Genomic DNA, 26,652 nt, shown 5'->3' with positions numbered 1-26,652 from the left:
CCTCCCCACAAGTGGGGAGGGGACGACGTCGTCATTCGCGCGATGCAGGCTCGCCGTCGAACAGTTCGAGAATTTGGGCCCGAGCGTCAGTGGGCCAGGGGGCGATCAGGGCCGTCAGACGATCGCGATCGCCCGCGAACAGGGCGCGGCTGGCCTCTTCGAAGTCGGGGGCGTCGCCGGCCATCTCGACCATGAACCCGTAGGCGGCGTCAGTGCGACGGCGGCGTGCATCGTTTCCGGCGCCGGTCTTGCGGGCCTGTTCCACCAGACGGCGCAGGGCGGCCGAGGCGCCGCCCGGCTGGGTCGCCAGCCAGTCCCAGTGGCGAGGCAAAAGCGTGACCTCGCGCGCGGCGACTCCCAGGCGCGGACGGCCGCGCCTGGGAGTTTGGGCCAAAGCCGGTTCTTGTTCCCGAAGATCCAGATCGACCGGGCGACCGGTCGCCAGATCGAACACGCGCAGCGCAGCTTGAGGCGAGGCCGCCAGGGTTTTGCGAAAGGCGGCCGCCACGGCGGCGTCCGAGCCTCTTGCGATGCGTCGGGGGCCGTCGAACAGGACCAGATCACGATCTTCGTCGCTCATGTATTTACCCGGATGAAATTATCTGTCATGTTTCTACCCAGATAAATAAGAGAACGCCATGACCCCGACAAATCGCAAGAGCCTGATCGCCGAATATAAGGAGCGCGCGACCATCGCCGGGGTCTATGCCGTGATCTGCAGCGCGACGGGCCAGGCCTGGGTCGGCAAGAGCCGCCACATCGACACCGAGCAGAACGGCCTGTGGTTCGCGCTGCGCCACGGCGGCAGTCCGTATCGGTCGCTTCAGGCGGCGTGGACGGCGCACACGCCCGAAGATTTCCGCTTCGAACAGCTTGACCGTCTGCCGGAAGACATCTCGGATCTGAGGCGCAAGGACGAACTGGTCAGTCGCGCCAAGCTGTGGATCGCCCGGTTGAGCGCGGAGGCGCTTTAGAAATCCAGATCCGCATACCATGCCGAAGGCGGCACGCCGACGAAGCGGTCGGCGAGCAGGGAGCGGAAGCAGGGGCGGGATTTGAGCTTGGAGTACCAGATTTTCAGACCGGGCCAGGTCTTCCACTGGATCTCGCCGAAATAGTCGAGCACCGACAGGTGGGCGGCGGCGATCAGGTCGGCCTGGGACAGGCGGCGGCCGGCCAGCCAGTCGCGGGCGGCGACCAGGTCTTCCAGCATGGCGAGGTGGGATTTCAGGGCGTCGCGGCCGTCGCGCAGGGCGCGGGCTTCGGGCGGGCCAAGCTTCAGCAGCGGTTTTTCCATCCGCTCGTGCAGCAGGACGGCGTCGACCTCGTCCATGAAGCGGCGCTCGAACCAGCCGGTCAGTCGGCGCGCCTCGGCCCGTTCGGCGAGATCGGCGGGCAGAAGCAGCGGCCCCTTTTGCTGGTCCTCGATCCAGCCCAGGATGGCGGGCAGTTCGCACAGCACCAGCGGACGGCCGCGATCCATCGTCTGGATCACCGGCGGCAGGCCGGACGGATTGAAGTCATTGACCGGGCAATCGTCTTCCCACGGACGGACCGGGGTGTCGGTCCATTCGATCCGCGCCTCGCCCAGCGCCAGTCGCGCGGCGCGCGAGGCGGGCTGGAAGGCGAAGTGGAAGAGAACGCAAGGGTCGGCCATCAGGGGTTGATGCGCCCGGACCCGTTAATGCGCGTTTACTGCATTGAAATTGGACGCAAGGTCAGGACCACGGCCCCTTGGGCGCGGGGCCGGTCGAGGCGGGGGCGGCTTGCGGCTCGGCTGGAGCGGCGGCCGGGAGCGCGGGCTGCGGACGGGCGTGGCCGCGCGGGTCGGCGTGGATCAGGATGTCGGCGGCGGGATACTGGGCCAGCACCCGGTTCTCTGCGGCGACGACGATGGCGTGTGCGGCGTCCAGCGTCTGGTGCGCGTCCAGGTCGACGTGCATCTGGACCATCATCACCTGACCGGACATGCGAGTGCGCAGCTGGTGCACGCCGAAGACCTGGGGGTCGGCGAGGACGGCCTTGGTGATGGCGGCGCGGTCGGCCTCGGGCACGGCGCGGTCCAGCAGGTGATCGGCGGCGGCCTTCAACATGCCCGTCGCGCCCCAGAACAGCCAGACGGCGACGACGATGCCCGCGGCCGCATCCAGTCCCGGCGCGCCGAGGAAGGCGCCCGAGATGACGCCGATCAGCACCACGACGTTGGCGGCGAGGTCGGCGGCATAGTGGGCGCGGTCGCCGGCGACGGCGAGGGAGCCGGTCCTCTTCAGTGTCTGGGTCTGCATCCACACCAGCCAGGCGGTGATGGCGATGGCCGCGACCATGACGCCCGTGGCCCAGACGCCGGAGGTCACGGGACGGGGATCGAAGATGCGCTGCACCCCCTCCCAGGCGATGAAGAGGGCCGAGGCGAAGACCAGCCCGGCCTGGACCAATGCGGACAGGGCCTCGCCCTTGCCGTGGCCATAGCGATGGTTTTCGTCGGCCGGGGCGGCGGCCCAGCGCACGGCGAAGAAGGTGGTCAGGGACGCCGCCAGATCCAGCACCGAATCCGCCAGGGTCGCCAGGATGGAGACCGATCCTGAGGCGCCCAGCGCAAAAGCCTTCATCGCGATCAGCGCCACCGCGACCCCGACCGACAGGCGGGTGATGCGGCGGGTGGCCAGATGGGCGTCGTCGAGCGAGGCGGGGGCGGGGGCGGGCGTCGTCATTGTCGGCTTCTTCTCGCGCAATCGTGGCTGAAAGCCAACCGCTGGCCCAAACGGGTCGTTCCGTCAGAAACGATCATGCTCTAGGGGGAAGACATCCGGGCGCGGCGCGTTCCGGGCGCATTGGTTTTCGAGGGTCTCATGTCGGACTGGCTTGCCGCCATCATTCTGGGTCTGGTCGAGGGGCTGACCGAGTTCATTCCCGTCTCGTCCACCGGCCATATGCTGCTGCTGGGCCATTTCATGGGCTTCGAGAGCGCGGGCAAGACGTTCGAGATCGTGATCCAGCTGGGCGCCCTGCTGGCCATCGTCAGCGTCTATTTCAAAAAGCTGTGGACCCTGGCGACACGCTGGCCCTTCGACGCCGAGGCGCGGCGGTTCCTGATCGGGCTGCTGGTCGCCTTCGCGCCGGCCGTCGTGATCGGTTTCCTGGCCTATGACTTCATCAAGACCGTGCTGTTCGAGACACCGCAGGTGGTGTGCATCGCCCTGATCGTCGGCGGCGTGATCCTGCTGCTGCTGGACCGGATGGACAAGACGCCCAGGTGGCTGGACGCCGAGACCTATCCGATGCGGATCTATTTCCTGATCGGCCTATTCCAGTGCCTGGCCATGATCCCCGGCGTGTCGCGGTCCGGCGCCACCATCGCCGGCGGCCTGCTGCTGAAGACCGACAAGCGGTCGGCGGCCGAGTTCAGCTTCTTTCTGGCCCTGCCCACCATGGGGGCGGCGGTGGCCTATGACCTGCTGAAGAACCACAAGACGCTGGATTTCAGCGACATCGGCCTGATCGTCGTGGGTTTCGTCGTGGCCTTCATCTCGGCCCTGGCCGTTGTGCGGTTCCTGCTGGATTTCGTGTCCAGGCGCGGGTTCGGCGTCTTCGCCTGGTGGCGGATCGTGGTGGGGGTCGTGGGTCTGGCGCTGTTGCAGGCGGGGTTCTGAGACCATGACCACGCTGCTGTATGGCCGCCCGCCGGTCGTCTTCGATCCGCCCGGCGATGCAATCCAGACCTCGCCCCTGATCCCCGACTCGGCGGCGCTGGAGGCGCAGGACCCCGGCTCGGCCGACAGCGTCATGATCTACGCCCCGCCCGGCGTGCTGGAGCGGCGCTATGTGCTGGCCCTGGCGCTGAGGGCGCTGAAGGTCGGCGGACGGCTGGATGTCATGGCGCCCAAGGACAAGGGCGGATCGCGCCTGGGCAAGGAGCTGAAGGCGTTCGGGCTCGAGGTCGCCGAGACCGCCAAGGCGCATCACCGCCGCTGCGTCGTCATCAGGCCCGAAACGGTCGAGGGGCTGGACGAGGCCATCGCCGCCGGCGGGCCGCAGATCGTGCCGGGACTGGAAGCCTGGTCCCAGCCCGGCGTGTTCGCCTGGGACCGTATCGATCCGGGTTCGGCGCTGCTGGCCCAACATCTGCCGGCGATGAAGGGCGAGGGGGTCGATCTGGGCTGCGGCTATGGCGCGCTGTCGATCGTGGTGCTGCGCTCGCCCGCCGTGACCAAGCTGAAGATGGTCGATCTGGACCGGCGCGCCATCCAGGCCGCTCGACGCAATATCGAGGACGACCGCGCCAAGGTTTGGTGGTCTGACGCCCGCACCTTGGACGCCAAGGGCGACAAGGATTTCGTGGTCAGCAATCCCCCCTTCCACGACGGCGGGGCCGAGGACCGGCGGCTGGGTCAGGCCTTCATCCGCAAGGCGGCCGAGCTTCTGAAAAAGGGCGGCGTCGCCTGGGTCGTGGCCAACCGGCACCTGCCCTATGAGGCCGAGCTGAACGCGGCGTTCAAGCGGGTGCGGCTGGTCGCCGAGGCGGGCGGCTACAAGCTGTTCGAGGCGGTAAAGTGACCGCGCTCAAGCAGTCCGAAGGGCGGTAGCGCATGAAGAAAGTCCCGACGTCGAGGGTCGATCGTCTGCTGGGCTCGATGGGCTATGGTTCACGCGCCGAAATGGCGCGGATGGCCAAGGCGGGCGGCATCGTGCTGGACGGGGCGGACCTGACGGACGTGTCCAAACGCATTGCGGTGACGCCGGACCTGCCCACGCGAATGGAGATCGACGGCGAGCCGCTGGACCCCGTGCAAGGGCTGGTGATCCTGCTGAACAAGCCGCTGGGCATGACCTGCTCACACAAGGAAGAGGGGGCGCTGGTCTATGACATCCTGCCGGGACGTTGGCGGGCGCGCGATCCCGCCATCTCGACCATCGGACGGCTGGACAAGCAGACGACGGGCCTGCTGCTGCTGACCGACGACGGCGATCTGCTGCACCGGGTGATTTCGCCCAAACGCCATGTGGCCAAGGTTTACCGGGCGGGTCTGGCGCGACCGCTGACGGGCACGGAAGGCGCGCTGTTCGCCTCGGGCGAGCTGGTGCTGGAGGGCGAGGACAAGCCGTTGGCGCCGGCGGTGCTGGAGGTGGTGTCGCCGACCGAGGCCCTGCTGACGGTGACGGAGGGCCGCTATCACCAGGTGCGCCGGATGTTCGCCGCCGCCGGCAACCACGTCGAGACCCTGCATCGCGAACGGCTGGGCGGACTTGGCCTGCCCGCCGATCTGGCGCCCGGTCAGTGGCGGCTGGCGACGACGAACGAGGTCGCCTCGATCTTCGCCTGATGGACATCGGGCGGTCCGATGGCTATCTTGATGGCCATGTCCAGCTATTCCGTCGCCGAAGCCAAGAACAACCTACCCAAGCTGCTGGATCGCATGTTGGCGGGAGAGGCCGTGACCATCACGCGACGTGGCGTGCCGATCGCGCGGCTGGAGCCGGCGCAGGAGGCCGTTCCGACGTCGGGACCGATCGACATGGATTGGCTCAAGCGCGTGAGGATCAAATCGGAGGCGGCGATGGATTCGGTGACCTTGGTCCGCAAGATGCGGGATGAAGAGGTTTGACCGTCTATCTGGACACCAGTGTCCTGGTGTCTCTGTTTCACAACGACAAGCACACCGAGCGGGCCTCGCTCTGGATCGCGGGCGTCGACGCTTTCGTGATGAGCAGTTGGACCCTCACGGAGTTTTCGTCCGCCTTGGCTGTGAAGACGCGGATGCGCACTCTGCCAGACAGAAGTCGTCGCGAGTTCGAACTGCAGCTGGACCAATGGCTGGAGAGCCGGGTCGTTCTGCCTGTCGCAGATTGCGACATGGCTGAAGCGCGCCGTCTGGTCAAAAACGATGTGAGACTGCGGGCTCCTGATGCCCTTCATCTGGCGCTGTCCGTCAAACATGGGTGCAGTCTGGCGACGCTTGATGAAGATATGGCCGCAGTCGCGCGCGACATCGGCCTTTCGGTGATCGTGCCATGACGACGAAGATCAAGATTTGTGGGCTGACCACGCCGAACACGCTGGATGCCGCGCTGGATGCTGGGGCGGATTTCGTCGGCTTCGTGATGGTCAAGGCCAGTCCCCGGTACGCCGGGCCGGCCTTAGCTAAGCGGCTGGTGGATCGGGCGCGCGGCCGAGCGAAAACCGTGTTGTTGTTTGCCGACATGGTCGGTGCTGAGATGGACGATCTTGTTCACGACCTTCGGCCCGACATGATCCAGCTACATGGTCGCGAAACGCCGCTTCAGGTTCGCAACGCACGGACCGACTGGGAAATTCCAGTGATTAAGGCGGTGGGGGTGTCCGGCGCAGAAGACCTAATCGGACTGGAAGCGATGGAAGCGTCGGCAGACCACCTGCTGCTGGACGCCAAAGCGCCCAAGGGGGCATTCTACAGCGGAGGGCATGGGGTGGCCTTCGACTGGACCCTGCTGGCCGGTCGCGCCTTCCGCCGTCCGTGGTTCCTGGCGGGCGGGTTGAATCCGGACAATGTCGCCGAGGCGCTGAAGATGACGGGCGCGCCCATGGTCGATGTGTCCTCTGGCGTGGAAAGCGCGCCGGGTGTTAAGGACGCCGACCGGATCGCGGCCTTCATCCAAAACGCGCGCCGGTCGTAATTGCGACGCCTCTCCGCGTGAAAGTCGAAACCGTGAACGCCCAAACCTCCATCCAAGCCGCCGATTCCACCCAGCCGCTGTCGAACGCCTATGCCTGGCCGGACGCGCAGGGGCGGTTCGGTCCCTATGGCGGGCAGTTCGTCGCCGAGACCCTGATGCCGCTGATCCACGAGCTGGATGCGGCCTATAAGGCGGCCAAGGCAGACCCCAGCTTCCAGGCCGAGTTGGACAGCTTTCTGACCCACTATGTCGGTCGCGAAAGCCCGCTGTATTTCGCCGAGCGCCTGACCGAACATTTCGGCGGCGCCAACATCTGGCTGAAGCGCGAGGACCTGAACCACACGGGCGCGCACAAGATCAATAACTGCATGGGCCAGATCCTGCTGGCCCGTCGCATGGGCAAGACCCGCATCATCGCCGAGACCGGCGCGGGTCAGCACGGCGTCGCCTCGGCGACCGTGTCGGCGCGCTTTGGCCTGCCCTGCACCGTCTATATGGGCGCGGTGGACGTGGAGCGGCAGCAGCCGAACGTCTTCCGCATGCGGCTGCTGGGTTCGGAAGTCTTCTCGGTCACGGCCGGCGCTGCGACCCTGAAGGACGCGATGAACGAGGCGATGCGCGACTGGGTCACCAACGTCTCGGACACCTATTACATCATCGGCACGGCGGCGGGTCCGCACCCTTATCCGGCCATGGTGCGCGATTTCCAGTCGGTGATCGGCAAGGAGATCAAGAGCCAGTCGATGGCCCGGATGAGCAAGCTGCCCGAAGCGGTTGTCGCCTGCATCGGCGGCGGGTCAAACGCCATCGGCGCCTTCCACCCCTTCATCGAGGACGAGGGCGTGCGCCTGATCGGTGTCGAAGCGGCCGGCCATGGTCTGGATACCCCGGATCACGCGGCCTCGCTGAAGGGCGGGCGGTCGGGCGTGCTGCACGGCAACCGGACGTACCTGTTGCAGGACGAGGACGGCAACATCGTCGAGGGCCACTCGATCTCGGCCGGGCTGGACTATCCCGGCATCGGGCCGGAACACGCCTGGCTGCACGACATCGGCCGGGCCGAATACCGCTCAGCGACCGACAATGAGGCGCTGGAAGCTTTCCAGCTGTGCTCGAAGCTGGAAGGCATCATTCCGGCGCTGGAGCCGGCCCACGCCCTGGCGCGGACGGGCGAAGTGGCGCGCGAAGTCGGCAAGGGCGGCGACGTCGTCCTGCTGATGTCGGGGCGCGGCGACAAGGACATCTTCCAGGTCGCCAAACATCTGGGAGTGAACCTGTGATCCGTACCCTTCTTGCGGCGACAGCCGTCCTGAGCCTGTCCGCCGCCGCTGCGCAGGCCCAGACGCCTACCCCGACGCCGGCCCCCGCTGCGCCGCAGTCGGCGCAGCGGGGGCCGGCCGTTGTCGGGCTGCTGCCCGGCGCCGAGTTGTCGCCCGATTGCGGGGGACTGAACAATCTGACGGGGCGCGCTTGGTGCGTGACCGCGCAACTGGGCCAGATCGGCGCCCTGGCCGACGCCTATATCGCGGATCTCAAGACGAAAGGTTGGCTTGACGCTGGTGGCGACGACAATCGCATCGTCTTCATAAAGCGCCACGAGGGCGGTGGCTGCGACGGCATGCAGATGATGGCCTTTTACGATACGACCAAGACGGCGGCGGCGGAACTGCCCGCCTTTCTCGCTTTCGCGACGATCCCTGTCTGCACGGAGACTTCCACGCCGACCGTCACTGAGCCAACTCCATCCGGATCGGCGCAGCAATGACCACCGCCCGTATCGACGCGCGCTTCAAGGCGCTGAAGGCCGAGGGCCGTGCGGCCTTCATTCCCTATGTGATGGGCGGCGATCCGTCGCGCGAAGAGGCGTTGGCGATCCTGAACGGCCTGCCGGCTGCGGGCGCCGACATCATCGAACTGGGCTTTCCGTTCAGCGATCCGATGGCCGAGGGGCCGCCGATCCAGCGGGCGGCGATCCGCGGCATGGCGGCGGGTTTTGGCCTGCGCTCGACCATGGATCTGGCCAAGGAATTCCGTAAGGGCGACGACGCGACGCCCATCGTGCTGATGGGCTATCTGAACCCGATCGAGAGCCTGGGCTATGACGCCTTCGCCGCTTATGCGGCCGACTGCGGCATCGACGGGCTGATCGTCGTGGACTGCCCCCCGGAAGAGGCCGGCCCGCTGATCGAGGCGCTGGATAAGGTGTCGATTTCGCTGATCCGACTGGCGACGCCGACCTCGGATGACGACCGGCTGAAGATCGTTGTCCAGGGCACCTCGGGCTTTGTCTATTATGTCGCCGTCGCGGGCGTGACGGGCGTCAAGGAAGCGAACGCGGATGTCGTGGCGCCGGCCGTGGAGCGGGTGCGCAAGGCCTCGGGCCTGCCGGTCGCGGTCGGCTTCGGGGTCAAGACGCCTGAACGGGCCGCCGAGATCGCCCGCGTCGCCGATGCGGTGGTCGTCGGCTCGGCCCTGGTGGACGAGGTGGCGGCGGCGCTGGAGACGAACGAACCCGTCGCGGCGCGCGTTCTGGCCCGGGTGAAGGCGCTGGGCGATGCGGTTCGATCCGTCGCCGCTAGTGCTTCCGTGGCGGAAACCGTCTAAGAGCGCGCGGATGAACGACAAGACCAAGCCTCAGGAAAAGCGCGGCGGCTGGCTGAGCCGCTTTGCGCCCGGCGTCCGCAAGATCGTGTCGCGCCGCGACACCCCGGACAATCTCTGGGTCAAGGATCCCGACAGCGGCGAGATGCTGTATCGCTCGGACCTGGAGGCCGCCCTTTGGGTGACGCCGTCGGGCCGGCATATGCGCATCGATGCGCCGACCCGCCTGAAGGCCACCTTCGACGGCGGCGTCTTCCAGGCCATCGACACGCCGGACGTGCCGGAAGATCCGCTGAAATTCTCGGACGGCAAATCCTACAAGGATCGCCTGAACGCCGCGCGCAAGGCCGCGGGCCGCAAGGACACCATGGCCATCGGCTATGGTTCGGTCGGCGGTCAGAACGCGGTCGTGATTATTCAGGATTTCACCTTCATGGGCGGGTCGCTGGGCATGGCGGCGGGCGAAGCCTTCATCAAGGCGGCGCGCGAGGCGGTGAGCCGCAAGGTTCCGCTGGTCTGTTTCACCGCCGCCGGCGGCGCGCGGATGCAGGAGGGCGCCCTGTCGCTGATGCAGATGGCGCGCACCACCCTGGCAATCGAAGAGCTGAAAGACGCCAGACTGCCCTACGCCGTGGTCCTGACGGACCCGACGACGGGCGGGGTGACGGCCTCCTACGCCATGCTGGGCGATGTGCATCTGGCCGAACCGGGCGCCCTGATCGGTTTCGCCGGACCGCGCGTGATCGAGGCGACCATCCGCGAGAAGCTGCCGCCCGGCTTCCAGCGCGCCGAATATCTGCAGGAAAAGGGCATGGTGGACCGGGTCGTGACCCGCGCCGACCTGCCGCGCACCCTGGGTCAGATCCTGTCCATGCTGATGGGCGGAACCCGCGCCGCCGCCTGAGACCGTCTGAAGGGCCAGTCGATCGCGGTCGAGGCCCACAGGCACCACCAAACGATGACCGGCTGAAACAGCAGGCGCGGGCCGTGATAGGCCCAGCCTAATCCTGCGCCCGAGGTCATGAAGTTCACGACATGCTGGATGTTGGCCGGGTAGACGCAGACGGCGTAGGCGGCCAGCGCCCAGCCGGCGGCGACCCGCAGGCGCGGGATCAGCAAGCCCGCCGCGCCCAGCAGTTCGGCGATCCCCGTCAGGGCCACGACCAGGGCCGGCTGCGGAATCCACGCCGGCGTGATCCGCACGAAGGGGCCGGGGACCATCAGATGCAGCACCCCTGCTCCCAGGAAGACGGCCGCGAGGACAATTCGCGCCGCGGTTCTGATCTGCGGCCTGGAAGTCATGTCGCGGTTCTCGAAATCAGGGGGTAAAGGAGGCGGATGGATCCCGTCTCCGAACGACTACGCGCGCGCCACCCCCAGCGGATCGACCTTTCGCTGGAAAGAATGCGCGTGCTGTGCGCGGCCCTTGGCGATCCGCAGCACAAGCTTCCGCCGGTGATCCATGTGGCGGGTACCAATGGCAAGGGGTCGACCGTCGCCTTGATCCGCGCCATCGCCGAGGCGGCGGGGCTGAAGGTGCACGCCTATACCTCGCCTCACCTGGTGCGGTTCAATGAACGGATCCGGCTGGCTGGAACGCTGATCGAGGACGGCCATCTGAACGCGATCCTGGACCGGATCGAGGCGGTCATGGCCGAAACGGACAGCGAGGCCACGGTGTTCGAAAGCACCACCGCCGCCGCCTTCCTGGCCATGTCCGAGACGCCCGCCGACCTGACCATCATCGAAGTGGGTCTGGGCGGGGTTCTGGACGCGACAAACGTGATCGAGCGGCCGCTGCTCAGCGTGATCGCGCCGGTCGATTACGATCATGCGGAGTTCCTTGGCACGGATCTGGCCGCCATCGCCTCGGAAAAGGCGGGTGTGCTGAAGGCTGGAGCGCCGGCCGTGATCGCGCGTCAGAAGGAAGAGGCGATGGCCGCCATTGAACGTCGCGCCGCCGACGTCCATGCGCGGCTGAACGTGCTGGGGGTCGATTTCGACGCCTGGGCCGAGCGGGGCGGTCTGGCGTTCCAGACGGCCGAACTGTTCATGGACCTGCCGGCGCCGGCCCTGGCAGGCGCGCACCAGATTGACAATGCGGCCCTGGCCGTGGCGGCGGCGGTCGAACTGGACCTGCCGGAGGCTGCGATCGCCGAAGGGCTGAAGCGCGTGCGCTGGCCCGCGCGTCTGCAACGGATTTCGGCGGGGCCATACGGTGCTGCGGCCAAGGCGGCGGAGGCGGAGCTGTGGCTGGACGGGGGGCATAATCCGCATGCGGCGCGGGCGCTGGCGGCGTTTCTGGCCGAGCGTCAGGCGCGGGCCCCGCGTCCCCTGGCCCTGATCTGCGGCATGTTGAACAACAAGGATGCGGGCGGTTTCTTCGCTGCGCTGAAGGACAGCCAGGCCACCGTCTTCACCGTCGGCTTTGATGGTGCGGCGGCCGAGCCGACGGCCCTGGCGGCCGTGGCGCGCGGGCATGGGCTAGCGGCGACCCCGGCGGGTTCGGTTTCCGAGGCGCTGGACCTGGCGCTGCGCCTGGGCGCAGGCCGGGTCGCCATCTGCGGATCGCTGTACCTGGCAGGCGAGGTCCTAGGCGCCAGCGAGGAGACCTGGCCCGTCTAGCGCGTCATCCAGGGCTTGGACTTGCCGGCGGCGATGCGGGCGGCCTGTTCGCGCTGGAAGCGACCGCCGCGCGGCGGCTTGGCGCGCGCATCCAGCTTGGCGGTCTTCAGCCGCAGGGCCTTCTGGACCGGGGTCTCGCCGGGGATGTCGTCAGCCGGGTTCGGGGTGTCTTCGTCGCTCATGGCGCCATCCTAACATGAAAAACGCCCGCCGGTCGGACCGGCGGGCGCTTGATCTGACGGGGTCAAAAAGGCTCAGGCCTTGACGCCGGCCTCGGCCAGCCATTCGACGATCTTGCCCTTGGGCATGGCGCCGACCTTCATCGAAGCCATCTGGCCGTCCTTGAACAGCATCAGGGTCGGAATGCCCTTCACGCCCAGCTTGGACGGGGTCATGGGGCTGTCGTCGATGTTGATCTTGGCCACGGTGACCTGACCGCCCAGTTCGTCGGCGATCTGTTCCAGCGCCGGGCCGATCTGTTTGCAGGGGCCGCACCATTCGGCCCAGAAATCGACCAGGACCGGGGTCGAGGATTTCAGGACGTCGGCGTCAAAGCTTTCGTCGGTGACTTTAACTGTCGCCATAAATGGCTCCTTGGGCGCTATCGCTCGGCGCGCGGCGCCTCGCTACGTGAGCGCAGGTTGGTGTTGGCCGGAGCGTCCGGGTTCGGTCACAGATGTGGGAGCGAATCGCGGGCAATTCAACTGCCCGCAAGCGCCGCCGCCAGCAGGGTTTCGGGAATGGGCATCAACTTGGGCCCGTCGGTCCAGACCAGGGCGGCCTCGACGGGGCGGTCGGGATAGAGGCGCTTCAGCACGGCGACATAGACGGCGGCCTGCAGCACATAGGCGGGATCGACCGCCTCGACGGCGTCTGGCGCAGGGCGGTTTGTCTTGTAATCGACGACCAGAACCTTCTCAGGCGTGACCACCAGCCGGTCGATGCGGCCGTTGATGGCGACGCCGGGCGGCAGGTCGGGCGCAGATCCCGTCAGGGCGACCTCGGCGCGGGAGCCGGGACCGAAGACCGGGGCGAAGCGGGCGTCGTTCAGCACAGAGAAGGCGGCGGCGATCATCTCGGCGCGCTGGACCTCGTCCAGATCGGTCTCGCGGGCCAGCAGGCGCCGGGCGGCGTCGGGGCGGTCGGTGGTCGCGATCTCGGGCAGGCGTTCCAGCAAACGGTGGATCAGGTCGCCGCGCCGGAATCGGCCCAGCGATGCCCCGCCTGCCGCGCTGCGGGCCAGGGGCGAAGGGGCGGGGATCCGGATCGCGCCGCCCTCCATCCGCGACGGCGAGGCGAAGCGGGCGGCGGCGTCGGCCGGCGGCGGCGAGGCGGCCCAGGCGGGCAGGACGGCGGCGGGCCGGACTTCATCGGCGGCGACCGGGCGACGCTCGGGGTCGACGCCATAGCGACGCACGCCGTTCTCGACTTCGCGCACCTGATCGCCCAGGCGGTCGAAGGTTTCCTCAAGGATCGACCACCAGCTGCCGGCCTCGGCACCCCGGCTTGAGGCGCGGCCCATGACGATGACGCGGTCGCGCGCGCGGGTCAGGGCGACATAGAGCAGGCGCAGGGTCTCGTCGTCGGTGCGGGCCTGGCGCGCGGCGCGGGCGTCGGCCGAGGCCGGACAGTCGTCCTTCGCCGAGCCGGGCGCCATCAGCCAGGCCTCGCCCTCGCCCTCCGGCGTGACCGCAGGCATCAGCGACGGACCTTGCGCCTTCGCCTTCATGGTGGTGTCGGGCAGGATGACGATGGGCGCCTCCAGACCCTTGGCGCCGTGGACGGTCATGACGCGGACCTCGCCGCGCGCGCCTTCCAGTTCGCGCTTCACCTCGACGTCGGCGGCCTCCAGCTGAGCCAGACAGGTTTCCAGATCGATCGCGCCCCGGTTCTCGGCGGCCAGCACCTGGTTCAGGGTTTCGTCGATCGCTTCTTCCGCCTCGCGCCCCAGCCGGGCCAGGATGCGGGCGCGGCCGGACCGCCCCGTATCGTCCACCCGGTTCAGGGCCTGGGAGAAGAAGGCGAAGGGATCGCCGCCGCGCGCGCCGATGGCGGCCTGCAATGCATCGCGGGCGCGGGCCCATTCGGGGCGTTCGTGCGCCCGGTCGCGTAGGTCGCGCCACAGCTGGCCGGCCTTGCGGTTTTCGCGCCCGGCCAGCGCATACAGGCCGTCCTCGTCCACATCGCACAGCGGGCTGCGCAGCACCTCGGCCAGGGACAGGTCGTCGTCGGTGAAGAGGGCGAAACGCGCCAGCGAGATCAGGTCGTCGAAGACGATATGGCTGGACAGTTTCAGCCGGTCCGCGCCGGCGACGGGCAGACCTTCCGTCTTCAGCGCGCGGATGATTTCTTCGAACGTCGCGTCGCGACGTCGGACCAGGACGATGTAGTCGCCATAGCCGGCGGGGCGCAGGTCGCGGGTGCTGCGATCAAAGACGGCGACGCCGCTTTCGACCTGGCGGCGGATCTCGCGGGCCAGGTCGCGGGCCAGGCGCTTCCTGGCGCTGCCGGCGCTTTCCTGATCGACGGGATCGTCCCAGGCGTCGGTTTCGGGCGCGGGCTCGTCAAGGAACAGGGGCCACAGGTCGACGGCGCCGTGCTGGCCAATGCGGGCGGGCACGTGTCGGGCGATGTCGCCCTGCGGGCCGGTCAGGGCGCGGGTGCGGTCGGGATCGGCGAAGACGGCGTCGACGAAGGCCAGCACCTCTTCGGTGGAGCGGTAGGAGGTGTTCAGTTCCGGCCCGGCGAACGGTTCGCCGGCGCCCTCGGCCAGAGCGAGGAAGGCGCCGCGTTCCTGGCGCAGCCGTTCGGGTCGGGCACCCTGGAACGAGTAGATCGACTGTTTCTCGTCGCCGACGGCGAAGACGGTGCGGCCGGACTTTTCGCCGGAGTAGAACTCGCCGGTCAGGGCGCGCACGATGGCCCATTGCTCGGGGGCGGTGTCCTGGGCCTCGTCGATCAGGACGTGATCGACCCCGCCGTCCAGCTTGTACAGCACCCAGGCGGCGGCGCCGCTTTGGGTCAGCAGGGCGGCGGCGCGCGCGACTAGGTCGGGGAAGTCCAGCGCCCCGCGCTGGGCCTTGGCCGCTTCGTAAAAGGCGGCGTGGGCGCGGGCCAGGGTCAGGACCTTGACCGTATCGTCGGCGACCTTGGCCTTGCGCAGGGCTTCGCGCGTGGCGAGGAATTGGGTCTGGAGGTCCAGCAGCCAGCCGACCGCGCCCTGCGGCGCCGACTTGGTGCCCATGCTCTTTCGCGGTTCGCCCGCTTGGGTGCAGAAGACCCCGGCAAGGGCAGCGAACCCGGCGTAGGGGGGGGCGGCGACGCTCATGGCGTCGGCGATCTTCTTGTCATTGGCCGAGCCGGTTTCCATGGCCTCGGCCATGCGGTTCCATTCGCCGGGATCGATGAAGGCGACGAAGTCGCGCTCCAGCTCCTCCGGGCTGCGGTCGCGCTCGGCGCCGGTCAAGGACCAGGGATCGGGCGCGGTCCCGGCCTCGGCGCGGTCGATATAGTCCAGCAGATCGGCGCGCTTGGCCTCGATCATCGACAGCAGGGCCTGGAACCGCTGCCAGTCCAGTTCGACGGCGAAATGGCTGTAGGCCTGGCCGATGGGGCCGTCAGGATCGGCGACGGCGGCGCGGGCCAGGTCTTCGCGCGCGGCGTGGCTGAGGGCGGTCGCGGCCTGATCTTCCAGCACGGTGAAGCGGGGCGAGACCCCGGCCTCCAGCGGGAACCGGCGCAGCAGCTTTTCGCAGAAGGCGTGGATGGTCTGGATCTTCAGGCCGCCCGGCGTCTCCAGCGCGCGGGCGAACAGCTTGCGGGCGCGGGACAGGGCGGCGTGATCCATCGCCTGCGGGTCGCCGTCGTCCAGCCGGGCCAGTTCACGCGACAGGGCGGCGTCGTCCAGCACGGCCCAGCCGCCCAACTGGTCGAACAGCCGGGCCTGCATCTCGGCGGCGGCGGCCTTGGTGTAGGTGACGCACAGGATGGCGCCGGGATCGACCTGATCCAGCAGCAGCCGCGCCACCCGGTTGACCAGGGTGGTTGTCTTGCCCGAACCGGCGTTGGCGGTGACGAAGACGGTCAGGCGCGGGTCGGCGGCGACGATCTGAGGGGCGATGCTCATTCTTCGTCCCCATCGCCGATCACCGACCACTCCCAGACGCGGGCCAGATGATCGTAGTTGCCGCCCTGGTTGCCCATGAACTGAGGCGCGGCCCAAGAGACGTAAGGCGTGTTCTCGTCGTCGAAACGAGCGACCCGGCGCTTCAGCCCGTCCAGCGCCGCCTGGGCCAGGTCGGCGGCCTCAGAGCCCGAGGCGCGGGTGACGACTTCGCCCGCCGTCTTGCGCCCGACCACGCGGACATAGGTCAGTTCGTCGGGTGTGACCGGGCCGTTGGTGTGCTTGAACCCGCCGTCGGCCAGGATGGCGGCGGTCAGGGTCAGCTGGGGGGCGAAGCCGGACTTGACCTGTTTGGCGGACGGCGCCGCCCCGGTCTTGAAGTCCATGACCGCCGCCCCGTCGGACGCCAGCTCGATCCGGTCGGCGAAGGCCTTGACCGTGAAGGGGCCAGCGGGGGCGTCGAAGGTCATCGTCCCCTGCTGTTCCACCAGGATATCGACGCCGCGCGCCCGACGCCGGCGCTCGAACTCGGTCAGCCAGCGGGCGCAGTTGCGGGCCAGCGGCGCCTCACGCGCCATGGCCGCATCCTCGAACCCGCGCGCGCCCAGTTCGCGCAGCAGATGGTCGTGCAGGATGGCCTCGCAGTCGTCGGGCAGGTCGTTCGGCCAGTCCAGCGTCAGCCGCTCGATGGCGGCGTGGACGGCGTTGCCCCGAGCGAGCGCTTCGGCAGACGCGCCGGGCCGCTCCATCGCCTCCAGCCCCAGCACCCACAGGGTGTAGATGGCGTAGGGATCGCGCACCCAGCGTTCGATACGGGTGACGTACAGGCTGCGCGGACGGCGATGCACGGGCGGGCGCGGCTCTGGGCGTTTGGCGAACTGCGGCGGGCCGGGCGGCGGCGCATCCAGGGCGCGGGCCCAGTCGATGACGGCGGCCGGGCGGGCGATGGCGACGGGCGTTTCGACAGCGTTCGCGCCGCGCGTCAGCATCTCCAGTCGCCACAACCAGCGCGAGCGGACGGCGGGCTGGCCGCCGCGCCGCTCGCTGTGGATCAGGATGACTTCATCGGCGCAGGCGGCCTGGACAAAGTCCTGCGCCGTCTGGCCCAGGCGGCGTTCGGGCGGGGGCAGGCCCAGAGCCTTGCGCATCGGGCGCGACAGGAAGGGATCGGTCGGGGCTGCCTGGGGCCAGGCGCCTTCCTCCAGCCCGGCAAGGATCATCCGGTCCGCCCTGACCAGACGCGCCTCGATGGCCCCGAGAATACGCAGCGACGGATGGGTGGCGCCGCCGGTGCGCACGACGTTTTCCTTGACCAGGGACGTGACCAGTTCGGCCAGTTCCCCGCGGCGGATGAGGCCGAGCGACGCCCCGCCCTCGATCAAGCCAGACAACAAGGCGGCGGCCGCCTCACCGTCGGGGCCGGCCCAGGCGTTCTGGCCGGCCAGGGTTTCGATCAGCCGGGTCAGGGCCGAGGCGGCGACGTTCAGACCCGCATCGGGGGTGAACACGGCGGTCGCGGCCTCGACGGCGGCCTGAAGCTGATCGACCAGGCGGGTCGCGGCCGACAGCCGGACCTGTTTCCATTCCGGCGGCGCCTTGCCGCGCCGGTCGGGCTGCACCGCTTCCAGCAGACGGCGATGGATGGCGGCGAAGTCGCGTGGACGGGGGCCGCGCAGGGCGTGTTCCTCCAACGCGGCGACGGCTGCCGCTTGAGAGGCGTCGCCCAGGTCGAACCGGACCAGCGGATGTTTGACGACGGCCAGCAGCAGATGCGGCTGGACCGGATCGGCGATCCAGCGGGCGCACAGATCGACCAGGGCGCCGGCGGGCAGGCGCGACAGAGGGGCGCCGGCGGACGAATCGGGGATGACGCCCCAGCGCTCCAGCCGGGCGGTAACGCGACGGCCCAGGGCCTGATCTGGCGTGACCAAGGCGCAGGTCTTGCCCGGCGTTTCCAACGTCTCGCGCATCATCAGGGCGATGGCGGCGGCGGCCTCTTCCTCGGCGCGGACGGTCAATAGGGACAGGCCCTGAAGCCCTTCGGCGATGGGGTCGCGCGCCTCGCTGCGCGCGGCGGCGGCTGAGCGGATGTCGCGGATGGCGCGGCGCCAGTCGTCGGTAGCCTCGGCGGGACGCAGGGCCTCGTTGACCAACCGCTGGCGCGCCAGTCCGCGCGCCTCGACGGCGGTGGGAATGGCGGGACGGAACCAGGGGCGGACGGTTTCGCGCGCGATCTCGCAGCGGTCCAGCAGCCGCTTCATCGCACTTTGCGGATGCTGTTCGTCCAGCCGGTCCCAGACGCCGGCGTCTAGATCGAGGTCGAGGCCGGGCAAGACGACGCAGCCCAGCGGCGCCCTCGCCACGGCCTTCAGGACGTCGCCGGCGGCGGGGACGGTGCCGGTCGAACCGGCGGCGATGACGGGCTGGCGCGGCGGCTCGCGGTCCCACAGGTCGGCGAGGCGGCGCAGCAGGGTCGCGCGACGCCAGGCCGGATCGACCAGACCCAGTTCGGCCAGACGCTTCGGCCAGGCCTCGACCGCCAAGCCCAGGAACTCGGCCGACCGTTCCCAGTGTTCGGCCATTTCGCCGTCGACCAGGGTCGCGATCCGCTCCGGGTTCTGAACCTCTTCCAGTTGGCAGGAATCGAGGAAGCCGCCGAGCGCATCGGCGAGGTCCAGCGCGCGCATCGGGCTCAGGGACGCATCGAACTGTTCGACGATCATCCGCGCCATCTCGAACCGGCGGGTCAGGGCGGGGATGGCGGGCGGCAGGTCCAGACCCAGGGCGCCGGGCGTAAACGGCGGCTCGTCCTCCTCCAGATCGCCTAGCGGCCGCACCTGAGGCAGCAGAACGGGGCGACCCTGCGACAGCTTGGAGAGGGCGCCGGTGAAGGCGCGCGCCGCCCGGCGGTTGGGCAACAGGATGGTGGCGTCCGACAGGGTTTCGGGCGGCAGATCGCCCAGCCAGGCCAGGACGCCGGCGGCCAGGTCTTCAAGGAACGGCCGGTGCGCGGGGATGGCGTACCAGCGCGGCGTGTCGCCGAGGAAGGGATCGAAGACGCTCACGCCTCTCCCGCCAGTTTCGCCTCGGCTTCATCCCGCGCCTGCGGGTCGCCGACGTGCATCCAGTCTCCGTCTAGGACACAGCCGAACAGACGTCCCTCAGCGGCGGAGTTGCGCCAAAGGGGGCTGAGGGAGAAGGGGCCGTCGGGGCCGCGATCTGCATAGCCCGGCCGGGTGATGTGGACGCCCATATAGGCGAACGGCGCGGACGGGGCGTCGCCACGGAAGGTCAGCTTTCCGTCGTCGGCCATGAAGAAATCGCCGTCGCCCTCAAAGCCGATGGAGCCTTCGCGGCGGGCCAGCAGCAGGGCGGCGTCCATCGTCTCAGGGTTCCACAGGCGGACGAGGTCGGCGAGGGCGTCGCCTCGGTCGATCCACACACTGTCGATATTGGCGACGAAGACGGGCTCCTCGCCCAGCAGGGCGTGAGCCTTCTTCAGCCCGCCGCCGGTCTCCAGCAGTTCGGCGCGTTCGTCGGAAATCAGGATTGCGGGGCCCCGATTTTTAGAATTTTGGCCGCGCGCCGCCAGATGCGCTTCCAGTCGGTCGGCGAACCAGTGGACATTGACCACGGCCTTTTCGACGCCGGCGTCCGCCAACCGGTCCAGCACATGGTCGATCAGGGCGCGCCCCTGGACCTCAACCAAGGCCTTGGGCCGGTCGTCGGTCAGGGGGCGCATGCGCGTGCCCAGGCCGGCGGCCAGCACCATTGCGGTCTTGGGGGCCGTCTTCGGAGTGGTCATGCGCGGACCTCGGCGGGAACGTGGCTGTCAAACCAGCGGGCGACGGGCGCCAGGGCCGGCTGTTCCAGATTGGCGTTCAGGTGTCGCCACATGCGCGGCAGGAACTGGCGGTATCGCGGTTTGCCGTCGCGCGCGATCAGGCGGGCGAAGATGCCGATGATCCGCGCCTCGTTCAGGGCGGCGAGGCCGGCGTAGTCGGCTATGAAGGCGGCGCGGTCGACCTGGGGCCGCAGGGCGAAATAGCGGTCCAGCGCCTCGGCCTCCAGCGCCGGCGAGACGTCGCGGCGGGCGTCCTGAAGCAGGGAGTGCAGGTCCCACGACGGGTGGGCGCGCACCGCGTCCTGGAAGTCGATCATGCCGACGCGGGCCGGGCCGTCGCGCTCGGGCAGCCAGATCAGGTTTTCCGCATGATAGTCGCGGTGGGCCATGACCGACGCCCCGGCCGCACCCGAGGCGACGATCGGCGCCCAGGCGGCGCGCCAGTCGGCGATGGCGGTGGCGTCGAAGCGGACGCGGTCGTCGAGCTTCGGCAGCCATTCGACGAACAGATCGGCGCCGCCCTGAAGCGCCGTTTCGTCGTAGGTCAACAACGGCCAGTCGCCGCCGGGGCCGTTCAGGTTCTGCAGCGGGGTTCCGGCGTCATGCAGGACAGCCAGGGCCTCGATGGCGGCCAGATACAGCGGCGTCTCGTCGGCGCCATTTGCGATCACGCGGGCGAACAGGTCGTCGCCGAAATCCTCCAGCACGGCCAGGCCGTTGACGGCATCTAAGGCCGGGATTTCGGGGGCCGACAGGCCCAGAGACTTCAGATGGGCGGCGACGGCGGCGAAGGCCTCAATCCGGCCGGCGGACAGGCGGGCGACGGCGTTCCAGCCGGCGGCGCGACGCTGCTCGGGCGTCCAGCGCGGATCGCACGGCCGGCTTTCGGCGGCGGGCGCCTGATCCATCAGCATCAGAGTCGCACCGGACGTCGGCGTCAGCCGCTCATACCGCCGCGTCGAGGCGTCGCCGGGCAGGGGCGCGCGCACGGCGTCGGCCAGGCCGGCGGCCTTCAGGAAGTCGAGACGGAGGGTTTCGCGGTCAGACATGCAGTTCCTTCAGCCCCGTTTCCCATCGGCCTACGCCGGAAACGGTCGCAAGGCGGCCGTCGCCCTGTTCGGAGATTTCGATGATCAGCTGGTCCGCTCCTAGGAACCGGCCGGGATCGTCGCCCAGGCGCTCGGGCCATTCAATGACGACGCACCCCTCGTCCAGCGCCTCGTCCAGCCCGATCTCGAACGCCTCTTCCGGCCGGGTCAAGCGGTAGAGGTCGAAATGGGCGACCGGCGGGTCGCTTTCGTAGAACTGGACCAGGGTGAAGGTCGGGCTGGGCACGTCCTCGTCCGGCGTGGTCAGGGCGCGGATCAAGCCGCGCGCCAGGGTCGACTTGCCCATGCCCAGCGGACCATAGAGCAGCAGACTGTCGCCCGCCGCCAGCAGGGGGGCGATGGCCTGGCCCAGGGCGGTGGTGGCCTCGGGGTCGGGCAGGGCTATCTTCATGGAAACACCGCATCAGGATCGGCGGCCAGGGTGCGCTCGGTGAAGGTCTTCAACGCCTCGGTGGCCTTGGCGGCGTCCACGTCCAGCCGGTCGGCGGGAATGGGCAGGCCGACATCGACGCCGAACAGCTTGCCTTCCTTGTTCAGCAACTCATGGAACAGGGTCACGTCGCGCAGCTCCCGCGAGACCTTGTCGAACAGATGAAACAGCCGGCTGTAGGGGCCGGTGACATGCATGGGCACGACCGGCGCACCGTATTTGCGCGCCATGGAGGCGGCGGTCGGGGCCCATTCGGGATCGGTCAGGACGCCGTTCTTCTCGCGCGCCAGACGACCGGCGGGGAACATGACGACGCAGCGTTCGGCCTCGAACGCCTCCCTGGCGGCATTCAGGGTCGCGCGGGTCTTTTCGCGGGTGCGTTTGTCGTGGACCCATTCGACGGGGATGATGGTCTCGTCCAATCGCGGCGAGACGCGGATGGCGTCGGCGTTGGCGAAGAAGATCATGTCGCTGCGCCGCTGCTTGATCGCGTCGAACACGGCGACCCCGTCGGCGATGCCGGTGGGGTGGTTGCAGACGACGACGCAACGGCCAGTCGCGGGCAGGCGCTCCAGATTCGTCGTCGTCACCTTCAGCCTCAGCAGGTCCGAGACGTAGTCGAAGGTCTCGGTCCCCGACAGGTCGCGGATGGCGTCGGCCATTCGCACCGCCGCCCCATAGCCCAGCACGCCGTAGAGCGCCGGCCGCACGACCGGCCACAGCGGCGAACTGGTCAGGCGCGGCGCGCGTTCGGCGATCAGCACATCGACGATGTGGGGCTGACGGCGGGCGGGAAGGGTGGCGGCGGTCATGAAAGATCGCTTGTCGCCGGTTCGGTCGGAGGGGGCAAGATGCGCGGCGTCCTGGACGCTTGGCGATCGGACGGGCGGCCCCTATCACTGTCGAAAAGCTGTGGGGGATGAAGACATGACGCGTACACGCTGGATGGCGGCGGTCGCCTTTGGAAGCCTGATCCTGGCCGCTGCGCCGAGCTTCGCCCAGCAGACGGTGCCTGCCGCTGCAGAGCCGCCGGCAGCCCAGCCCCAAGCTCAGCCGCGCGGCCTGTCGCTGAAAGATCTGGCGATGATGGAGCGGGTCAGCGAGCCGCGCGTCTCGCCGGACGGCCGCCAGATCCTCTACGCCGTGCGCACCACCGACTGGGACGGCAATAAAGGCGTCAACGGCCTGTGGCTGGCGGACGTGTCGGGTGGCGAGCCGCGCAAGTTGGCGATTTCCGAAGGCGGCGCCTCGGGCGCGCGCTGGGCGCCGGACGGCGGGGCCATCTATTTCCTGTCGTCGCGGGGCGGATCGAACCAGGTCTGGCGCACGGATGCGGCCGGCATGGCGGCGGCCCAGGTGACGACCCTGCCTTTCGACGTCTCGGGCTTCCGCATCGCGCCGGACGGCAAGTCGCTGGTCCTGGCCGTCTCGGTCTTCGTCGATTGCGACACCCTGGCCTGCACCAAGACGCGGCTGGATGCCCGGGGCAAGTCGACGCTCCAGACCTATGACCGTCTGCCGCTGCGCGACTTCGACCACTGGGTCGATACACGCCGCACCCATCTGTTCGTCCAGCCGCTGAACGGGTCGGGTTTGAGTGGCGGCGAACCACGCGATCTGATGGCGGGCCTCGATGCCGATGTCTCGGCCGGCGATTCCAGTTTCGACATTTCGCCGGACGGCCGGACCCTGGTCTACGGCACGCAGACGCAAGGCGTGCGCGAAGCCTTCACCAGCAACAGCGACGTCTTCCGCGTGGCGCTCGACGGCGGGACGCCGGTCAATCTGACGGAAGGCAACAAGGGATCGGACGGCAATCCGGTCTTCTCTCCGAACGGTCGCCAACTGGCCTGGCTGTCGGCGCCGCGAGAGAACGTCGGCGGGGATCAGGCGGCGGTCTGGGTAGCGGCCGCCGATGGCTCCGGCGCGAGGAAGCTGACCGACTGGGATCGCGGCGCGGGCGGCCTGCAATGGCGCACCGATGGCCGGTCGCTGCTGGTCTCGGCGGCGGACGAGGGCCAGAACCGGCTGTTTTCGGTCGACGCCCGCACCGGCCGGATCACGCCCCTGACCGGAAACGGCACGGTCGGCGCCTATGAGGAGAAGGCCGGGGTCCTGGCCTATGCTCACGAAAGCTTCGTCGCCCCGACCCAGATCTTGGTGCAGACGCGCGGCGAACCCCGCCAGATCAGCCGCCAGAACGCCGAGGTGCTGGCGCAGCTGGACCTGCCCAAGGGCGAGGCCTTCACCTTCGCCGGCTGGAACAATGAGCCGGTGCAGGGTTGGGTGTTCAAGCCGGCGGGCGCGGTCGAGGGTCGGCGCTATCCGGCGGTCTATCTGATCCACGGCGGGCCGAAATCGCCCTGGACCGAAAACTGGTCCTACCGCTGGAATCCGCAGGTCTATACGGCGGCGGGCTATGCTGTGGTGATGATCAACTTCCACGGCTCGCCCGGTTATGGTCAGGCCTTCACCGACGCCATCAACGATCACTGGGGTGACCGGCCGCTGGAGGATTTGCAGAAGGGCTGGGCGGCCGCGCTGTCGAACAATCCGTGGATCGACGGCGACCGGGCCTGTGCGCTGGGCGCCTCCTACGGCGGCTATATGGTCAATATGATCGCCGGAAAGTGGAACGGGCCGTGGCGCTGCCTGGTTAACCACGCCGGGGTGTTCGATGTGCCGCAGCTGATGAACGCCATGGATATCGGCAACTTCATCTGGGAGTTCGGCGGACCGAGCTGGGAGCGCAAGGCCGTCTATGACGCCTTCAACCCTGAGACCTATGCTGGCGACTGGAACAAGCCGATGCTGGTGCTGCATGGCTCCAAGGACTTCCGCGTGCCGATGGAGCAGGGGCTGGCGACCTTCTCGGCGCTTCAGCGTAAGGGCGTGCCCAGCCGGTTCGTCCATGTGCCGGACGAGAACCACTGGGTGCTGAAACCCCGCACCTGGGTCGATTGGCAGCAGGAAATCCTGGATTGGGTGGGTCGCTATACGGCGCCGGCGGGCTGAGCGACCCATTGACGCGCCTTGGCAGGGTGCTACGCCTCGCGGCCAGAAAGCTTCGCGAGGAAGATCTTGATGCGTCACCGTTCCCTTCTGTCCGCCGCCTGCGCGGCTGTTGCGCTGATGAGCGCCGCGCCTGCCCTGGCCCAGGTGCCGCCCGCGCCGGTTCCGGCCGCGCCCGCGACGCCGGACGCCTTCACCTATCAGGACATGATCTCGGCCAACCGGCTGGGCGATCCGCAGGTGTCGCCGGACGGCCGCTATGTCGTCTATTCGGTAACGACCACCGATGTGCAGGCCAACAGCCGCGCCGGCAGCCTGTGGATCCTGGACCTGAACGCACCGGACACGGCGCCGCGCCGCCTGGCCATCTCGGATCAGGGCGCCAACACCGCGCGCTGGGGCGGGGACGGCAATCTGTACTTCCTGTCGGGCAAGTCGGGCGCGAGCCAGGTCTGGCGCGTGGCCTCGCCCACGTCGGCGCCGGTTCAGGTGACGAACCTGCCCACCGACGTGAACGCGTATCGGATCAGTCCGTCGGGCGACAAGGTGGCGGTGTCGCTGGCCGTCTATCCCAATGCGGCCGACCTGAACGCCTCGGTCCAGCAGGGCAAGACCATCGCCGAGCAGAAGACGACGGGCCAGGTCTATGACCGCATGTTCGTGCGTCACTGGGACACCTGGAACGACCACACCCAGAACCATCTGTTCGTCCAGTCGATCGGCCGTGACGGCAAGGCCACGGGCACGCCGGTCTGGATCACCAAGGGCTTCGACGGCGACACGCCCTCCAAACCCTTCGGCGACGAAAGCGAGTTCGTCTTCACCCCGGCGGGCGACGCCGTGGTCTTCTCGGCGCGTCTCGCCGGTCAGACCGAGCCGTGGAGCACCAACTTCGACCTGTGGAAGACCAACGGCCTGTCGGGCGACGGCACCTTCACCAATCTGACCGACGGAAACGACGCCTGGGACACCGGCCCGGTCTTCTCGCCAGACGGACGGACCCTGGCCTACCGCGCCATGGCGCGGCCGGGCTTCGAGGCCGACCGCTATCAGATCGTGCTGATGGACGTCGAAACGGGCCAGAAGCGCGAGATCGCCTCGAACTGGGATCGCTCGGCCGACACGCTGCAATGGTCGCGCGACGGCCAGACGCTGTACACGACGGCGGGCGACGTCGGCTCGACCAAGCTGTTTTCGGTGGATACGCGCAACGGCGTGGTGACGCCGATCACGGGCGCGGGCCACGTCTCGGCCTTCCAGCAGACGCCGTCGGGCTTCGTCTTCGCCCAGGATAGCCTGCGCGAGCCGGGCGACCTGTATTTCAAGACCTATCTGGGTCGCGAAATGCCGCGCCGTCTGACGCAGTCGAACCCCGCCTTCGCCGCCAAGCAGTTCGGCGAGTATGAGCAGTTCAGCTTCGCCGGCTGGAACAACGAGACGGTCCATGGCTATGTCATCAAGCCGGCCGGATACGTCGAGGGCCGCAAATATCCGGTCGCCTTCCTGATCCACGGCGGGCCGCAGGGTTCGTTCGGAGACGGTTGGTCCTATCGCTGGAACCCCGAGACCTATGCGGGCGCAGGCTATGCGGTGGTGATGATCGATTTCCACGGCTCGACCGGCTACGGTCAGGCCTTCACCGACGCGATCAGCCAGCATTGGGGCGACCGCCCGCTGGAAGACCTGCAGAAGGGCTGGGCGGCGGCTCAAGCGAAATACAGCTTCCTGGACGGCGACAACGCCTGTGCGCTGGGCGCCTCCTACGGCGGCTATATGATCAACTGGATCGCCGGCAACTGGTCCAATGAATTCAAATGCCTGGTCAACCACGACGGCGTCTTCGACACCTTCGGCATGGGCTATTCGACCGAAGAGCTGTGGTTCACCGAATGGGAATACGGCGGCACGCCTTGGGACAAGCCGGAGGGCTATCAGAAGTTCAACCCGGCCAACCACGTCGATAACTGGAAGACGCCGATGCTGGTGGTGCAGGGCGACCGCGACTTCCGCATCCCGACCGCCCAGGGCCTTTCGACCTTCACCGCCCTGCAACGGCGCGGCATCGACAGCCGCCTGATCGTCTTCCCTAACGAAAACCACTGGGTGCTGAAGCCGGCCAACAGCCTGCAATGGCACAATGAGGTGTTCGGCTGGCTGAACAAATATCTGACGCCGGCGCAGTAACAGGCGTCCGTCCGGACGACAAAAAAGGGGCGCGGTTCGACGACCGCGCCCCTTCTTCATGCCCGTTTGATCG

At 68.5% G+C, this 26,652-nt stretch carries 26 protein-coding genes; 14 read left to right on the top strand and 12 right to left on the bottom strand.

Annotated elements, in window-relative coordinates; genetic code table 11:
• Positions 1 to 31: 31 nt before the first annotated feature.
• Entirely contained in the window at positions 32 to 580 is a 549-nt protein-coding gene (locus ABIC32_RS08310) for a DUF2239 family protein (protein ID WP_354073800.1), read from the bottom strand.
• A 58-nt stretch (positions 581 to 638) separates the two neighbouring features.
• Here ABIC32_RS08310 and ABIC32_RS08305 point away from each other — a divergent pair, with 58 nt between their 5' ends.
• Positions 639 to 974 carry a GIY-YIG nuclease family protein gene (locus ABIC32_RS08305; RefSeq protein WP_055807758.1) on the top strand — a complete coding sequence of 112 codons (336 nt, stop codon included), beginning with the start codon at positions 639 to 641 and terminating at the stop codon, positions 972 to 974.
• On the opposite strand, the gene fzlA is transcribed toward ABIC32_RS08305, so the two are convergent.
• Complete coding sequence (fzlA, locus tag ABIC32_RS08300) at positions 971 to 1,657, bottom strand: FtsZ-binding protein FzlA (RefSeq protein WP_354073798.1); 687 nt, start codon at positions 1,655 to 1,657, stop codon at positions 971 to 973. The genes ABIC32_RS08305 and fzlA overlap by 4 nt on opposite strands.
• Positions 1,658 to 1,718: 61 nt before the next feature.
• Entirely contained in the window at positions 1,719 to 2,711 is a 993-nt protein-coding gene (locus ABIC32_RS08295; protein ID WP_354073796.1) for a cation diffusion facilitator family transporter, read from the bottom strand.
• Positions 2,712 to 2,849: 138 nt separating this feature from the next.
• Between ABIC32_RS08295 and ABIC32_RS08290 the strand changes: the two genes are divergently transcribed.
• From ABIC32_RS08290 to accD, 10 genes are all read left to right on the top strand, one after another.
• On the top strand, positions 2,850 to 3,650 hold the full coding sequence (locus tag ABIC32_RS08290) for an undecaprenyl-diphosphate phosphatase (RefSeq protein ID WP_354073793.1): 801 nt from the start codon (positions 2,850 to 2,852) through the stop codon (positions 3,648 to 3,650).
• A gap of 4 nt (positions 3,651 to 3,654) precedes the next feature.
• Positions 3,655 to 4,554 (top strand): class I SAM-dependent methyltransferase, encoded by a 900-nt coding sequence (locus ABIC32_RS08285; protein WP_354073791.1) that lies wholly within the window; start codon positions 3,655 to 3,657, stop codon positions 4,552 to 4,554.
• 32 nt (positions 4,555 to 4,586) lie between these two features.
• Positions 4,587 to 5,321, top strand: a complete 735-nt coding sequence (locus ABIC32_RS08280) for a pseudouridine synthase (RefSeq protein ID WP_354073789.1) — start codon at positions 4,587 to 4,589, stop codon at positions 5,319 to 5,321.
• A gap of 18 nt (positions 5,322 to 5,339) precedes the next feature.
• The gene (locus ABIC32_RS08275) at positions 5,340 to 5,603 is read left to right on the top strand and encodes a type II toxin-antitoxin system Phd/YefM family antitoxin (RefSeq protein ID WP_307509179.1); all 264 of its coding nucleotides are present in this window, start codon (positions 5,340 to 5,342) and stop codon (positions 5,601 to 5,603) included.
• Entirely contained in the window at positions 5,600 to 6,013 is a 414-nt protein-coding gene (locus tag ABIC32_RS08270; protein ID WP_354073786.1) for a type II toxin-antitoxin system VapC family toxin, read from the top strand. Before ABIC32_RS08275 ends, ABIC32_RS08270 begins: the two co-directional genes overlap by 4 nt.
• On the top strand, positions 6,010 to 6,651 hold the full coding sequence (locus tag ABIC32_RS08265) for a phosphoribosylanthranilate isomerase (RefSeq protein ID WP_354073784.1): 642 nt from the start codon (positions 6,010 to 6,012) through the stop codon (positions 6,649 to 6,651). The genes ABIC32_RS08270 and ABIC32_RS08265 overlap by 4 nt, the downstream gene beginning before the upstream one ends.
• A 77-nt stretch (positions 6,652 to 6,728) precedes the next feature.
• Positions 6,729 to 7,931, top strand: coding sequence for a tryptophan synthase subunit beta (gene trpB, locus ABIC32_RS08260; RefSeq protein ID WP_199059504.1), 1,203 nt, complete (start codon positions 6,729 to 6,731; stop codon positions 7,929 to 7,931).
• A complete protein-coding gene (locus ABIC32_RS08255; protein WP_354073782.1) occupies positions 7,928 to 8,416 on the top strand; it encodes a hypothetical protein in 489 nt (162 codons plus the stop codon). The genes trpB and ABIC32_RS08255 overlap by 4 nt, the downstream gene beginning before the upstream one ends.
• On the top strand, positions 8,413 to 9,255 hold the full coding sequence (gene trpA, locus ABIC32_RS08250) for a tryptophan synthase subunit alpha (protein WP_199059478.1): 843 nt from the start codon (positions 8,413 to 8,415) through the stop codon (positions 9,253 to 9,255). Before ABIC32_RS08255 ends, trpA begins: the two co-directional genes overlap by 4 nt.
• A gap of 10 nt (positions 9,256 to 9,265) precedes the next feature.
• Positions 9,266 to 10,156 (top strand): acetyl-CoA carboxylase, carboxyltransferase subunit beta, encoded by an 891-nt coding sequence (gene accD / locus ABIC32_RS08245; protein WP_199059479.1) that lies wholly within the window; start codon positions 9,266 to 9,268, stop codon positions 10,154 to 10,156.
• On the opposite strand, the gene ABIC32_RS08240 is transcribed toward accD, so the two are convergent.
• Positions 10,111 to 10,554 carry a DoxX family protein gene (locus ABIC32_RS08240; RefSeq protein WP_199059480.1) on the bottom strand — a complete coding sequence of 148 codons (444 nt, stop codon included), beginning with the start codon at positions 10,552 to 10,554 and terminating at the stop codon, positions 10,111 to 10,113. The genes accD and ABIC32_RS08240 overlap by 46 nt on opposite strands.
• A 36-nt stretch (positions 10,555 to 10,590) precedes the next feature.
• On the opposite strand from ABIC32_RS08240, the gene ABIC32_RS08235 reads away from it, so the two are divergent.
• The gene (locus ABIC32_RS08235; protein ID WP_295241746.1) at positions 10,591 to 11,877 is read left to right on the top strand and encodes a bifunctional folylpolyglutamate synthase/dihydrofolate synthase; all 1,287 of its coding nucleotides are present in this window, start codon (positions 10,591 to 10,593) and stop codon (positions 11,875 to 11,877) included.
• On the opposite strand, the gene ABIC32_RS08230 is transcribed toward ABIC32_RS08235, so the two are convergent.
• The 8 genes from ABIC32_RS08230 to ABIC32_RS08195 form a co-directional block, all read right to left on the bottom strand.
• Positions 11,874 to 12,059, bottom strand: coding sequence for a hypothetical protein (locus ABIC32_RS08230; RefSeq protein WP_017506225.1), 186 nt, complete (start codon positions 12,057 to 12,059; stop codon positions 11,874 to 11,876). The two genes, ABIC32_RS08235 and ABIC32_RS08230, sit on opposite strands and share 4 nt — an antisense overlap.
• A gap of 72 nt (positions 12,060 to 12,131) precedes the next feature.
• A complete protein-coding gene (gene trxA / locus ABIC32_RS08225; protein ID WP_017506226.1) occupies positions 12,132 to 12,461 on the bottom strand; it encodes a thioredoxin in 330 nt (109 codons plus the stop codon).
• A gap of 116 nt (positions 12,462 to 12,577) precedes the next feature.
• Positions 12,578 to 16,003: a double-strand break repair helicase AddA gene (gene addA / locus ABIC32_RS08220; protein WP_354073778.1), complete on the bottom strand. Its 3,426-nt coding sequence runs from the start codon at positions 16,001 to 16,003 to the stop codon at positions 12,578 to 12,580.
• The gene (gene addB / locus ABIC32_RS08215) at positions 16,000 to 19,065 is read right to left on the bottom strand and encodes a double-strand break repair protein AddB (protein WP_354073776.1); all 3,066 of its coding nucleotides are present in this window, start codon (positions 19,063 to 19,065) and stop codon (positions 16,000 to 16,002) included. Before addB ends, addA begins: the two co-directional genes overlap by 4 nt.
• On the bottom strand, positions 19,062 to 19,772 hold the full coding sequence (gene murU, locus ABIC32_RS08210; protein ID WP_313447309.1) for an N-acetylmuramate alpha-1-phosphate uridylyltransferase MurU: 711 nt from the start codon (positions 19,770 to 19,772) through the stop codon (positions 19,062 to 19,064). Before murU ends, addB begins: the two co-directional genes overlap by 4 nt.
• Positions 19,773 to 19,801: 29 nt before the next feature.
• A complete protein-coding gene (gene amgK / locus ABIC32_RS08205; protein WP_354073774.1) occupies positions 19,802 to 20,893 on the bottom strand; it encodes an N-acetylmuramate/N-acetylglucosamine kinase AmgK in 1,092 nt (363 codons plus the stop codon).
• Positions 20,886 to 21,344 (bottom strand): tRNA (adenosine(37)-N6)-threonylcarbamoyltransferase complex ATPase subunit type 1 TsaE, encoded by a 459-nt coding sequence (tsaE, locus tag ABIC32_RS08200; protein WP_354073772.1) that lies wholly within the window; start codon positions 21,342 to 21,344, stop codon positions 20,886 to 20,888. Before tsaE ends, amgK begins: the two co-directional genes overlap by 8 nt.
• Positions 21,341 to 22,195 (bottom strand): GNAT family N-acetyltransferase, encoded by an 855-nt coding sequence (locus ABIC32_RS08195; RefSeq protein ID WP_354073770.1) that lies wholly within the window; start codon positions 22,193 to 22,195, stop codon positions 21,341 to 21,343. Before ABIC32_RS08195 ends, tsaE begins: the two co-directional genes overlap by 4 nt.
• A 115-nt stretch (positions 22,196 to 22,310) precedes the next feature.
• Between ABIC32_RS08195 and ABIC32_RS08190 the strand changes: the two genes are divergently transcribed.
• On the top strand, positions 22,311 to 24,398 hold the full coding sequence (locus tag ABIC32_RS08190; protein WP_354073768.1) for a S9 family peptidase: 2,088 nt from the start codon (positions 22,311 to 22,313) through the stop codon (positions 24,396 to 24,398).
• Between the two features lie 69 nt (positions 24,399 to 24,467).
• Positions 24,468 to 26,579, top strand: coding sequence for a S9 family peptidase (locus ABIC32_RS08185; protein ID WP_354073766.1), 2,112 nt, complete (start codon positions 24,468 to 24,470; stop codon positions 26,577 to 26,579).
• Positions 26,580 to 26,652 lie beyond the last annotated feature (73 nt).

Source organism: Brevundimonas sp. 1080 (genome assembly GCF_040545985.1).
Taxonomy (GTDB): Bacteria; Pseudomonadota; Alphaproteobacteria; order Caulobacterales; family Caulobacteraceae; genus Brevundimonas.
Note: the sequence above shows the minus strand (reverse complement) of the source record. Positions and strands in the feature narration are given on the sequence as shown.